Here is a 12,777-nt window from a genome sequence, read left to right on the forward strand (position 1 = left end):
CTCGGTTGTGGAACATCCGAGTAATGTGGTAAACTTACGGTAACGATAAAAAGACCGCGAGTGCGCCAACACTCACGGTCGTTCCGCACAAAACAGTCAGCCCTTTGGGCTAGGCTCATCTCTCATTCGAGTAAAGAGATAAGACCCCAGCTCGGTTGCTGCCCAAGGGGGTCTTATTTCTTTCTGTTTAGAAAGACGAGAAAACAGGTGAGGATGCACATCATGAAGGCAATCAGAAAGTTCCCGAAGCTAACCATGATGGACAAAGACTCGTATACCGTCATCTCTCTCACCTCCCTCCGGAGATGAGCGACCGCCCTTGAGAGCCGATTCATTTTGCGCTGGTTCGAGTATATCACAAATGAAGAAATTAGAATCCTCTTTTGGATAAATGAAATAACATTTCTCTTTCTTCAAATGATGCTTTTGTTTCATACACAGCGTTGCCTTCTATAAAAAACGGCCCTGTCACGCGGCCGTTTTTTTCATTGCAATTTAATGGAGTCTAGCACGTTGCTTTTTTGTGAAAACTAGGTAACAATAGAACCAAGAGAATACCTGTTCGTATATTTGGATCGAGAAGGAGCAAGCCATGGCACAGGAAAACATCGTCGTCAAGGGCGCTCGCGCCCACAATTTGAAGAACATCGACGTGACAATTCCGCGCGACAAATTTGTCGTGTTGACCGGTCTGTCCGGTTCCGGGAAATCGTCGCTCGCTTTCGATACGATTTACGCCGAGGGGCAACGCCGCTATGTGGAGTCGCTCTCCGCGTACGCCCGCCAATTCCTCGGGCAGATGGACAAGCCGGACGTCGATTCCATCGACGGACTCTCGCCGGCGATCTCCATCGACCAGAAGACCACGTCGCGCAATCCGCGCTCCACGGTCGGCACGGTCACGGAGATTTACGACTACCTCCGCTTGCTGTTTGCCCGCATCGGGCGTCCGCATTGCCCGAACCACCCGAACATCGAGATCACGTCGCAAACGGTTGAGCAGATGGTCGACCGCATCCTCGAACTGCCGGAGCGCACCCGCTTGCAGATCTACGCACCGGTCATTCGCGGACGCAAGGGCGAGCACACCAAAGTGATCGAGGACGTCTCCAAGCAGGGCTTCGTCCGCCTGCGCGTCGACGGCGTGCAGATGGAAGTCACCGACGAGATCAAATTGGAGAAGAACAAGAAACACACCATCGAAGTCATCGTCGACCGCATCGTCGTCAAGCCGGACGTCGCCACCCGCCTCGCCGACTCGCTGGAAACGGCGCTGAAGCTCGGCGAAGGCACCGTCATCGTCGGGATCGTCGACGGAGAAGAGATGCTGTTCTCGTCGAATCTCTCGTGCCCGGAGTGCGGCTTCTCCGTCGAGGAACTCGCGCCGCGCATGTTCTCGTTCAACTCGCCGTTCGGGGCGTGCGAAACGTGCGCGGGTCTTGGCACCAACATGGAGATCGACCCAGACTTGGTCATTCCGGACTGGAGCAAATCCCTTGCCGAAGACGCGATTGAGCCGTGGCAGGGCCGCGCGTCCAACTACTACCCGCAAATGCTCGAAGCGGTCGCCAAGCACTTCAAGATTCCGACGGACATCCCGGTCCGCGACATTCCCGCCGACCAGATGAAGCTGATTCTCCAAGGTTCCAAGGGCGAGAAAGTCCGCTTCACGTTCGAGAACGACTTCGGGCAGAAGAAAACCGCCGAAGCCGAATTCGAGGGCGTCATCCCGAACCTCGAACGCCGCTATCGGGAGACGGCGTCGGACTACATCCGCGAGTTTATCGAGGAGTACATGTCCGCGAAGCCCTGCCCGTCTTGCAAAGGCAAGCGCCTGAAACCGGAAGTTCTCGCCGTCACCGTCAACGAGCGCAACATTGCCGACGTGACGGGGCTGTCCGTCAACGACGCGCTGGAGTATTTCAAAGGTTTGAATCTCAACGAGAAGGAACTGACGATTGCGCGGTTGATCTTGAAGGAAATCGAAGCCCGTCTCGGGTTCTTGGCAGACGTCGGCCTCGATTACTTGAACCTCTCGCGTTCGGCGGGAACGCTCTCCGGCGGCGAAGCGCAGCGGATTCGCCTCGCCACGCAGATCGGATCGTCGCTGATGGGCGTCCTCTACATCCTCGACGAGCCCTCGATCGGCTTGCACCAGCGCGACAACGAACGCCTGATCAACACGCTGTTGCACATGCGCAACCTCGGCAACACGCTGATCGTCGTCGAGCATGACGAAGACACGATGCTCGCGTGCGACTACATCATCGACATCGGGCCGGGCGCGGGCGTGCACGGCGGCACGATCGTGTCGCAAGGCACGCCGCAGGAAGTCATGAACGATCCGAACTCGATGACCGGGTCGTACCTCTCCGGCCGCAAGTTCATCGCCGTGCCCAAGGAGCGCCGCAAACCGGAGAAGGACAAGTGGATCAAAGTCGTCGGCGCCAAAGAGAACAACTTGAAAAACATCTCCGCCAAGTTCCCGATCGGTCTCTTCACCTGCGTGACCGGCGTTTCCGGTTCAGGCAAATCCACGCTGGTCAACGAGATTCTCAAGAAGTCGCTCGCCATGCACTTGAACGGGGCGAAGACCAAACCGGGTCAGCATAAGGAAATCCAAGGGCTGGAGCACGTCGACAAGATCATCGACATCGACCAGTCGCCGATCGGGCGCACGCCGCGTTCGAACCCGGCGACGTACACCGGGGTGTTTGACGACATCCGCGACGTGTTCGCCACCACCAACGAAGCCAAGATGCGCGGGTATAAGAAGGGCCGCTTCTCCTTCAACGTCAAGGGCGGCCGCTGCGAAGCGTGCAAGGGCGACGGGATCATCAAGATCGAGATGCACTTCCTGCCCGACGTGTACGTGCCTTGCGAAGTCTGCAAGGGCAAGCGCTACAACCGCGAAACGCTGGAAGTAAAGTACAAGGGCAAGAGCATCGCCGACGTGCTGAACATGACCGTTGAGGACGCGGTGGAGTTTTTCAAAAACGTCCCGCGCATCTCGCGCAAGATGCAGACGCTTCAAGACGTCGGTCTGGGCTACGTGCGCCTCGGCCAGCCGGCGACCACGTTGTCCGGCGGCGAAGCGCAACGCGTGAAGCTCGCGTCGGAACTGCACCGTCGCAGCACCGGACGCACCGTGTACATTCTGGACGAGCCGACGACCGGCTTGCACACCGCCGACATCGACCGTCTGCTGTGCGTGTTGCAGCGCTTGGTCGATTCGGGAGAGACGGTGGTTGTCATCGAGCACAACCTCGACGTGATCAAGACGGCAGACTACTTGATCGACCTCGGCCCCGAAGGCGGGGATAAGGGCGGCACGATCGTCGGCACCGGAACGCCGGAAGACATCGCGAAACTCGAAGGATCTTGGACCGGCCGCTTCCTCGGCCCGATTCTGGAGCGCGACAAGCAACGCGCCGCCAAAGCGCCGGAGAAGTGCGACATCGAACTGCCGGCTCCGATTGCGTAATTTTTTTCAAACGTGCCAACCGCACAGCCACACCTCATACGTAAAAACGGGCTTGCCACGCACCGAGTGGTCAAGCCCGCTTTTTTCAAAACGCCGGAGGGGGAGAGTTATCCTCTGACCCGCACTTTGCGTTTTCCCGTTTGCATAGCGTAGAGCACGACGCCGCCGAGGTCGCAGAACACTTGCGGCCACCAAAGTTGGGTGACGCTGCTTCCGTGCACGCCGCCGGTTCCGATCAGCGCTTGCACGACGAATCCTTGCAACACCGCGGCCGCTCCCAAGCCCAGATACCAGCGCCCGCTGACGGCAGAGAGCAGCCAGGTCGGCAACGCCGTCACGGCGAACAGCATCGTGCTCTCCGGCAGTTGCAGCGTGTGCCAAATGCCCGGCGTGATGCCGATCAGGTAGATCGCCAGCGCCGTGCAAATCGTCACCGTGAAGCGGTACAAGTCGCGGTAGAACCTTTGGCGACCTCCGTATTTGCGCAAGTTGCGCCCGCGTGCCGCCAACCAGACCAAGAAGGCGCTCAGCAGGCAAGAGAACAGCAAGAAACGAAGTAACCACCAGCCTTTTTCCATCACGATGTTCACCTCTTTTTTAAGAAAAGTACATGCCTATGACCAAATTAGGGTTGCGTTTCCCCGGTGGCATTGGTAGGATGCAGGTAGGTCTCCTGTGGAACAGGGAGTATGAAGTAAGGAGTCTTGGGATGGAACATTTTGTGCGCTATGTGCAGGACGGCGTGGCTGAATTGGAGCAACGCTTGTCCGAACAACCGGAACTGAAACAGCAGATTGAAGAAGTGATCCGCGAATCGCTCACCCGCACGACGATGGAAGCGTTGGAGATCGAACAGAGCGTTAGCATCCTCGCAGGAGACGACATCGCACGCGCCGTGATCGCTTGCATTCGTTGCTTGGAAAGCTATGACGACCTCGAAGAACTCGGGAACCAAGCAGACCTTGGCCCGGAAACCGTCGGGTTTCTCCGCTACTTGACCGCACGCTACGGCCCTGTGCTCAAGTCCTTCCGCCGCCGGATCCATCATCCCCACGGCTGGCACAAGTTCGGGCACAGTGTCACACAACTCGAAACCGGGCAGACGCAGTTGCAGCTCAAGATCATGCGCAATGACGACGCTGTGCTGTTGCTCGAAGACGACACCGATTCAATTTTGCGCCTCGTCAACCTCATGCTGAAATCGTTGGAGTCGGCAGATGATTACGCCAACCTCGACGCGGGCACCGTGCAGGAACTCACCGAGCGCTACACTCATCTGATCGACCGTGCCACGCAATGCAACGGCCCGCTCGATCGCACGGAACATTAATGACCCGGCGGCGCTTCCTCTCTCAATCTATGAGGAAGCGCCGTCTTTTCATTCCTCGAATTGCAAGATTCAGGGGCCGAGTAAGCATAAAATTTCCAGTCCTCTCCCACACTACATCGTAGAATGCGATGCGAAAGGGAGCGGATGTATGGACCTCAACACCGGAGAACTGCTTTGGAAAGCGCTTGACCCCGACCCGCCCGCGTACCCGGCGCTCACGGAGGACATCGACTGCGATGTGTTGATCGTGGGCGGCGGCGAAGCGGGGGCGCTGACGTCTCATACCTTGCTGCAAGAGAATTTGGATGTCGTGATGGTCGAGAAGCGCAAGGTCGGCCACGGCAGCACCAGCGGCAACACGGCGTTGTTGCAGTATGCCAACGACACGCCGATGTACCAACTGGCGCAAAGCAAGGGCGAAGCGGCGGCCGTGCGTTTTTACTCGCTGTGCCTCGACGCGATTTCACAATTGGAGGACATCACCCGTTCGCTCGAACTCTCCACCGACTATGAGCGCCGCGAAAGCCTCTACTACGCGTCATCGCCGCAAGACGTCAAGAAAATCCAAGCCGAATTCGAGCTTCAGAAAAAACACAACTTCCCCGTGGAATACCTCTCTCGGCAAGACATCCGGGAGCGGTTCCCTTTTGAAAAAGAAGGCGGTCTCTACTCGACCGCCGACGCGCAGATCAACCCGTTTCGCCTCGCGCACGCGCTGGTGCACGACGGAGCCAAACGCGGAATGCGCGTGTACGAGCAGACGGAGGTCACGACGGCGTTTCACGAAAACGACAGCGGACGGCTGCACTTTCGCACGAGCACCGGCGCGTTGATCCGCGCGCGCAAAGCGGTGTTTGCGACCGGCTATGAAACGCAGGACCGGCAGAGCACGCCGGGGGCGGTGATCGCCTCGACGTATGCGATCGCCACGGAACCCGTGTCCGACTTCTCGACGTGGCACAAGCGTTGTTTGATCTGGGAGACCGCAAGGCCGTATCTCTACATGCGCACGACCGCCGACAACCGCGTGCTCGTCGGCGGGCTCGACGAAACGGCGGTGCAAGGACCCAAGCGAGACAACTTGCTGGAAGACAAAGCCGCGCAACTGCTCGCCGCGCTGTACCAACTGTTTCCGGCGCTTACGGGTGTCAAGATCGCCTACTCGTGGGCGTCGTCGTTTGGCGGGACCAAGGACGGGATGCCGTTTATCGGAGAGCATCACCAGCACCCGAACTGCTACTACGCGCTCGGGTACGGCGGCAACGGAACGGTGTACAGCACGATCGCCGGACAGATTCTGCGCGATGAGATTCTGGGGCGTTCGAATCCCGATGCGCCGCTGTTCAAGCTGGGGCGGCTGAAGTAATTTTTTTCAACACCCGCAACTTGTACGCACAGCCCTCGTATAATCTTAAGGAAGGGACTCTTGAGAGACGGAGAGGGGGACGGGGTTTGAAGCTGATCTGGAATTGGATTCTGTCGGCGGCAGCGCTGTTGATCGTGGCGTGGCTGTTTCCGAACATCTGGGTGGACGGCATCATTCCGGCGTTTGTGGCGGCGGTGGTGCTCGGGTTGGTCAATGCAATCATCCGCCCGATCTTGCAGGTGCTGGCGCTTCCGGTCACAATCTTGACGTTTGGGATCTTCGCGCTGGTGATCAACGCCGCCATGCTGTTGCTCACCTCGCACGTCGTGCCCGGGTTCCACGTCGCGACGTTTGCCAGCGCGTTTTTTGGCTCGATCGTGCTGTCGGTGGTGTCGGCGATTTTGGGCGTTTTGAAAGATTGAAGGATGTGGCGGTTTAAGAGGTGGGATAAACTCCCATCTCTTTTCGTTTTCCTTGTGGTGTTTCGACAAAAAACACGGTATGATGATGCTAAAGCGATTCAAACGGCTTGGGGGGTACCTACATAATGAAAGTTCTTGTAACAGGCGGCGCCGGATTCGTCGGCTCGCACATTGTCGACGAATGCTTGAAGAGCGGGCATGAAGTTGTGGTGATGGATAACTTGGCGACGGGCACGGCGAACAACCTCAACCCGGCGGCGAAATTCTTCAGCATGGACATCACAGACACGCGTCTGATTGAGACGCTCCGGGAAGAGGGCATCGAAGCCATCATTCACCAAGCAGCTCAATCGACCGTACCGCCGTCGATCAAGGACCCGAAGTACGATGCGGAAGTCAACCTCTTGGGCACGATCAATCTCTTGCAAGCGGTTCGTGAATTGGGCCTGAAGAAAATTGTCTTCGCAGGGTCCGCCGCTTCGTACGGGATGCCGGAGTACGTCCCGGTGGACGAGCAGCATCCGCAGCGTCCGTTGTCGTTTTACGGCCTCAGCAAGAAATTGATCGAAGAGTATTTCCAGATGTACCGCGAGCTGTTTGGTATTTCGTATGTGGTGTTCCGTTACGCCAACATCTACGGTCCTCGTCAGGGGCAATCGGGCGAAGGCAGCGTGATCTCGATTTTCACCGAGCGCATGTTGCGAGGCAAAACCTGCACCATCGAAGGGGACGGCGGTGCAACGCGCGACTACATCTACGTAGGTGATGTGGCGCGTGCCAACGTGTTGGCGCTGGAATCGGACATCAACGGCGTCTACAACTTGAGCACCGAAGTCGAAGTTTCGGTCAACGAGATATTCCAACTGCTTTCCGAGATGATCGGCTACACCCAACAACCGGTGCACGGTCCGGCTCGCGTCGCAGATATCTACAGAAGTGTGCTTTCCAATAGCAAGATTTTGTCCAGCGGCCTGCCGTGGCGTCCGGAAACGACACTCGCGGAAGGTTTGCAAGCGACCATCGCATGGGGGCGTTCTTTCTATGGAGCAGATCGTTCATAAGTGGATTACCACGCAAGAGCTGATGGAGGAGTTTGACCTCGAACTGGTCAACCCGAAGTCGGCCGATATCGCGCGCCGCATCGCGGTGAGCGACATCAACCGGCCGGGACTGGCTTTGGCCGGATTCTTCACCTACCATCCGGAAGAGCGCGTGCAGGTGGTGGGACGCACGGAGACGACGTTTTTTGAAGCGTTGCCGGAAGCGTTGCAGAAGGAGCGCGCCAAGCAGCTTTGCGCGTATGTGCAGACGCCGTGCTTGATCGTCGCGCGCGGCATCGAAGTGCCGCAAGAGCTGCTCGACGCCGCCATCGCGCACCGGTTGCCGGTGTTGCGCTCGCAGCTTTCCACCACCAAATTGACCGGTCGTCTGCAAGCGTACTTTGACCGCCAGTTGGCGCTTGAGACGCTGGTGCACGGCGTGCTCGTCGACGTCTACGGCATCGGCATCCTCATCCAAGGGTCGAGCGGCATCGGGAAATCGGAGACGGCGCTCGAACTGGTCAAGCGCGGGCATCGCCTCGTCGCCGACGACGCCGTGGAGATTCGACGCGTGGCGGAGAACGTGCTGGAAGGCACGTCGCCTGAACTCTTGCGCCAATTGATCGAAATTCGAGGCTTGGGCGTGCTCAACGTCATGACGCTGTTCGGCGCGGGCGCGATTCGCATGCGCAAGGACATCGAGATGGTCATCCAACTGCAGATGTGGGATGACAAAGCGGCGTACGACCGCCTCGGTCTGGACGAAGAGACGATCAAGATTCTCGACGTGGAAGTGCCGTTCTTGAACTTGCCGGTGCGGCCGGGCCGCAACTTGGCGGTCATCCTCGAAGTGGCGGCGATGAACTACCGCTTGAAACGGATGGGGTACAATGCAGCCAAAGAACTCACGGAAAAAATGACACTTACGATGCAACAAGAAAGCGGAGGCCCGAAGTATTAGGGCCTCTGCTTTTTTTCATTTTTTTTCGTCAATTTTGTGTCTGAGGAAGGAACGTGGCATATTCTGTCGAAATGTACATGTCGAACCAAAAAAACAAGAAACATACTGATTTAGCAGCCAAGCAATCGAGTTGCTTAGTTTGGGGAGGGGTATCATGGGGAAGCTGACAGAAATGCTGTATGACCGTCGCCGTCATATCGGAACTGCCAGCCAAGCAAGAAGCAAGAAAGAATGGATGAAAGAACAAACCGCAGCCTTCATCCGCGCTGCCAAGTCCGAGTTTCGCAAAACCTTCAACGTTCGCACTTCAATCGCTGCCCTCGCAGTTTTGGCGCTGACTTCGGTTGGCGTATATACAGCACACGACAAAGTCAAAACGGCAACACCCGTTTATCGAGTCTACATAGATGGTGAATACACCGGCGTCGTCCGGGATCAAGCTTCGATTCAAGAACAGATGGAGAAGTACGGGCCGCTGCTCAAAGCGCATGTGGCTTTCTTACCTGTGCACCAAGCGGTGAAAGGCACCAACGAATGGACCGTGGCGAATGCGATCGCCGAATCAACCAAGACGATGGTTGACATGGTGGTCGTGCGCGTGAACGGCCAAGACATCGTCCATGTCAAAGACAAGGAAACCGCTGAGAAACTGATTCAAACCCTGGAAGCGCAGTACGTCAAACCGGACAGCAATGCCACCGTCAAATTGTCTGAGCAAGTCGATTTTGTGCCTCTGCACGCAGACAAACAAACGTTGGTTTCTTTCGACGCGGCGCTCGCTTTGATCCAGCAAGGCAAGAACGAACGCAAAACCTACGTGGTTTCCCGCGGCGACTCGCTGTGGGACATCGCATCGAAAAACAACATCACCGTCGACCAACTCGCGCAGGCCAACCCGAACATCGCAGACGTCGATGCGCTCGCGGAAGGCCAGCAGATCAACCTCGTCGCGGTGGAACCGCTGATCTCTGTGGACACCGTGTCCGAAGAGACCCGCGAACTCACCACCAACTACGAAGTCGAGTATCGGGACGACGATTCGCTTGACGTCGGCACGGAGAAGATCATCCAAGACGGCAAGGAAGGCAAGAAAACCCAAACGGTGCGCATCACCCGTCACAACGGCGCCGTCACCAAAGAGGACGTGCTGTCCGAGCATGTCACGGCAGAACCGGTCAAGGAGATCATCTCCAAGGGCACGCACAAGCAAGCCTATTCGTCGTATTCCGGCAGCGCGGCACCGGTCAGCGGCTCGTGGGCGTATCCGATCGGCGGCGGCTACATCTCGTCGCAGTACGGCGAAAACCGCGGCGGTAAACCGCACCTTGCAATCGACATCGCGGCGGCGATGGGCACTCCGGTGTACGCGTCGAACAACGGCACCGTCATCCAAGCGGGCGACTTGGGAGACGGCTACGGCAACTGCATTCGCATCTCGCACAGCAACGGTGTCGTGACGATCTACGGGCATCTTTCTTCAATGAACGTCTCCGTCGGACAAGCGGTTCAGAAGGGCCAACGCATCGGCGGCGTCGGCTCGACCGGCGATTCGACGGGCGCGCACTTGCACTACGAAGTTCGCGTCAACGGCGTGCACGTGAACCCGACTCCTTATATGTAAGACAGGAGGGAAGGAGGTTCGTGACGGAAGTCACGGACCTCTTTGTGTTATAATGGAAATCGAAATTGTTTTTCGAACTCGGAAGAAGGTGTGCAGAGGATGAAGGACATCCTGATTCGGGGTTGGGTTGCCGGCTGGCGGACGACATGGACATTGAGCAAGGTCATCGTTCCCATCACCTTTGTGCTCACGTTGCTCAAACACACGCCGGTGCTGGAGTGGATCGTGTGGCTGTTCACGCCGATCATGGGCGCGTTCGGACTTCCGGGCGATGCCGCCATCGTGCTCGCCTTGGGGTGGTTTTTGAACCTGTACGCAGCGATTGGCGCGATTTTTTCCTTGCAACTCAACTCTCCGGAAGTGATGATCCTCTCGGTGATGCTCTCGTTTTGCCACAACATCTTCATTGAAACGGCAGTGGCGAAGCGCATCGGGCTCTCCGGGCCGGTCTTGGCGATGATTCGGGTTGTGACCAGTTTGATCGGCGGCTGGCTCGTTCATCTGGGTTACGGCAACCATCCGGGCAGCATCGCCGGGACGTACGGGCATGAAGCGTACTTGTGGGACGTGTCGCTGTGGACGACGGCGAAGGAAGTGGTCCTTACGATCTGGGGCGGTGTGTACAAACTGGCTTTGATCGTCATCCCGCTGATGGTGGTCATCCAAGTGCTGAAGGAATTCAGCTTCCTCGATCGGATTGCGACGCTGATGAACCCGTTGCTCGCGTTTTGCGGCTTGGACAAAAAAGCAGCCATCCCGATGCTGGCAGGTCTGTTCTTCGGTCTTGCGTACGGCTCCGGGGTGATGATTGAAGCGGCGCGGGAGAACCCGCTCCCGAAGCGGCAGTTGTATCTCTTGATGATTTTCTTGGTCTTGTGCCACGCGGTGGTGGAAGACACGTTGATTTTCGTACCTGTTCACGTCAACGGCTGGTACTTGCTCGGCAGCCGCTTGCTGGCGGCGCTGGTGCTGACCGCTGTGTTGGCCCGCATCTGGCGGGCGGGGCGGGACGTGAACCAATCTCAGAAAGCGGTGATCGCGAAATGACCTATTCCTACGTACTCTACGACCTAGACGGAACTTTGCTTGACACCAACGAGCTGATCATCCGATCGTTTGAACACACGCTGGAAACGCATACGCCGGGGCAATACACCCGTGCCGATATCCTCCCGTACATGGGCGAGCCGCTTTTTCAACAGATGGAACGGTTTGCGCCGGGGCGCTCGGAGGAGTTGGTGAAGACGTACCGCCGCTACAACATCGGCCAGCACGACGCGCTGGTGGTCGGCTTCCCGCACGTGCAAGACGTGCTTCGCGAACTGCATGAGCGCGGGATCAAACAAGCGATCGTCACGTCCAAGATGCGCTTGACCACGGAGATGGGGCTGAAACTGTGCGGTCTCACGGAGTATCTGGACGCGGTGGTGACGTCGGACGATGTGGAGCATCACAAGCCGCATCCGGAAGCGTTGCACAAAGCGATGGAGCTGCTCGGCGCAGATCCCGCCAGTACGCTGATGGTCGGGGACAGCCCGTACGACATCGGCGCCGGTCACGCGGCCGGCGTGGCGACGGCGGGCGTGAAGTGGAGTTTGCGCGGCGAGGAAGGATTGCGCGTGCACAAGCCGACCTACTTGGTGGGCGACATGCTCGAATTGCGCAAGATCATTCTCGGGAGCTGACGGAGAACGAGATTCGGGACACCTGTAGAAAAGAGGGAACTTCATGCGGAACACGGACCGCTACCCGGTCGAGGGTGCAAACGCCCTGTGGCAACTGTATAAGACGGTCAGCTTCTGGAAGGTCGTCAAAAACTTCATCGTGATCCAGATTGCGCGTTACACGCCGTTTGTCGGAGTGAAAAACTGGCTGTACCGCACCTTTCTGCGGATGAAGGTCGGGGAGCAGACGGCGGTGGCGCTGATGGTGATGATGGACATCATGTTCCCCGAATTGATTTCGATCGGGCGAAACTCGATCATCGGGTACAACACGACGATTCTCGCCCATGAGTACCTGATCCGCGAATACCGCCTCGGCCGGGTGATCATCGGCGACGAAGTGATGATCGGCGCGAATTCGACGCTGTTGCCGGGGATCACCATCGGAGACGGAGCCGTGGTCGCAGCAGGTTCGCTCGTCAACCGAGATGTCCCGGCGGGCGCGTTCGTCGGCGGCAACCCGATTCGCATCATTCGCCAGTCGATCGTCGATTCGGCGGATGTGCGCACGGAGTCGGGCGAGCTGGCGGAAGTGCTGGATGATGAAGAAGCTGGAATTTTGCATTAAGCAGTTGAAAAAGAGAGTTCCCGGACGCTATGCGGACGGGAACTTTTTTTATGGAGGATTTACTTTACCAGTTTCATAGAACTGCATAAATTTTTCCGATATACTAATAAATGCCTGTATGAACAACAAAACCCAAGGGGTGAAGAGAGTGAAAAAGTGGATGTTTCCCCTCGCCGGTCTGACCACCGCCGCGCTGCTGCTCGGCCTGACCCCGGCTCCGGCCTCGCACGCAGAGACGGCGCAGGAGTTGAAGGTGAGTTT

Annotated in this window: 12 protein-coding genes; 10 read left to right on the plus strand and 2 right to left on the minus strand. The window is 57.6% G+C overall.

The annotated features are described in order from the left end of the window. Window positions 1–173: 173 nt before the first annotated feature. Window positions 174–335: a putative holin-like toxin gene (locus EL26_RS26765; protein WP_420802073.1), complete on the minus strand. Its 162-nt coding sequence runs from the start codon at window positions 333–335 to the stop codon at window positions 174–176. A gap of 257 nt (window positions 336–592) precedes the next feature. Here EL26_RS26765 and uvrA point away from each other — a divergent pair, with 257 nt between their 5' ends. After that, the gene (gene uvrA / locus EL26_RS18880) at window positions 593–3,484 is read left to right on the plus strand and encodes an excinuclease ABC subunit UvrA (RefSeq protein WP_038092652.1); all 2,892 of its coding nucleotides are present in this window, start codon (window positions 593–595) and stop codon (window positions 3,482–3,484) included. A gap of 107 nt (window positions 3,485–3,591) precedes the next feature. Here the strand turns inward: uvrA and EL26_RS18885 are convergent, their stop codons facing one another. Then, window positions 3,592–4,065 (minus strand): hypothetical protein, encoded by a 474-nt coding sequence (locus EL26_RS18885; protein WP_152559329.1) that lies wholly within the window; start codon window positions 4,063–4,065, stop codon window positions 3,592–3,594. Between the two features lie 128 nt (window positions 4,066–4,193). On the opposite strand from EL26_RS18885, the gene EL26_RS18890 reads away from it, so the two are divergent. The 9 genes from EL26_RS18890 to EL26_RS18930 all read left to right on the plus strand — a co-directional run bounded on the left by EL26_RS18890 (window position 4,194) and on the right by EL26_RS18930 (window position 12,516). Next, the gene (locus EL26_RS18890; protein ID WP_038092658.1) at window positions 4,194–4,814 is read left to right on the plus strand and encodes a hypothetical protein; all 621 of its coding nucleotides are present in this window, start codon (window positions 4,194–4,196) and stop codon (window positions 4,812–4,814) included. A gap of 148 nt (window positions 4,815–4,962) precedes the next feature. After that, window positions 4,963–6,180 carry an NAD(P)/FAD-dependent oxidoreductase gene (locus EL26_RS18895; protein WP_038092661.1) on the plus strand — a complete coding sequence of 406 codons (1,218 nt, stop codon included), beginning with the start codon at window positions 4,963–4,965 and terminating at the stop codon, window positions 6,178–6,180. An 86-nt stretch (window positions 6,181–6,266) separates the two neighbouring features. Next, window positions 6,267–6,602 (plus strand): phage holin family protein, encoded by a 336-nt coding sequence (locus EL26_RS18900; RefSeq protein WP_038092664.1) that lies wholly within the window; start codon window positions 6,267–6,269, stop codon window positions 6,600–6,602. Window positions 6,603–6,727: 125 nt separating this feature from the next. Next, window positions 6,728–7,663 (plus strand): NAD-dependent epimerase/dehydratase family protein, encoded by a 936-nt coding sequence (locus tag EL26_RS18905; protein ID WP_038092668.1) that lies wholly within the window; start codon window positions 6,728–6,730, stop codon window positions 7,661–7,663. Then, window positions 7,644–8,603 (plus strand): HPr(Ser) kinase/phosphatase, encoded by a 960-nt coding sequence (gene hprK, locus EL26_RS18910; protein WP_052036575.1) that lies wholly within the window; start codon window positions 7,644–7,646, stop codon window positions 8,601–8,603. The genes EL26_RS18905 and hprK overlap by 20 nt, the downstream gene beginning before the upstream one ends. 154 nt (window positions 8,604–8,757) lie before the next feature. After that, entirely contained in the window at window positions 8,758–10,224 is a 1,467-nt protein-coding gene (locus EL26_RS18915) for a M23 family metallopeptidase (RefSeq protein WP_038092671.1), read from the plus strand. 99 nt (window positions 10,225–10,323) lie between these two features. Then, a complete protein-coding gene (locus EL26_RS18920; RefSeq protein WP_038092674.1) occupies window positions 10,324–11,271 on the plus strand; it encodes a nucleoside recognition domain-containing protein in 948 nt (315 codons plus the stop codon). Next, a complete protein-coding gene (gene ppaX, locus EL26_RS18925) occupies window positions 11,268–11,909 on the plus strand; it encodes a pyrophosphatase PpaX (protein WP_038092676.1) in 642 nt (213 codons plus the stop codon). Before EL26_RS18920 ends, ppaX begins: the two co-directional genes overlap by 4 nt. A 43-nt stretch (window positions 11,910–11,952) precedes the next feature. Then, a complete protein-coding gene (locus EL26_RS18930; protein WP_081857334.1) occupies window positions 11,953–12,516 on the plus strand; it encodes an acyltransferase in 564 nt (187 codons plus the stop codon). Window positions 12,517–12,777: the final 261 nt, after the last annotated feature.

This window comes from Tumebacillus flagellatus, from assembly GCF_000714935.1.
Taxonomy (GTDB): Bacteria; Bacillota; Bacilli; order Tumebacillales; family Tumebacillaceae; genus Tumebacillus; species Tumebacillus flagellatus.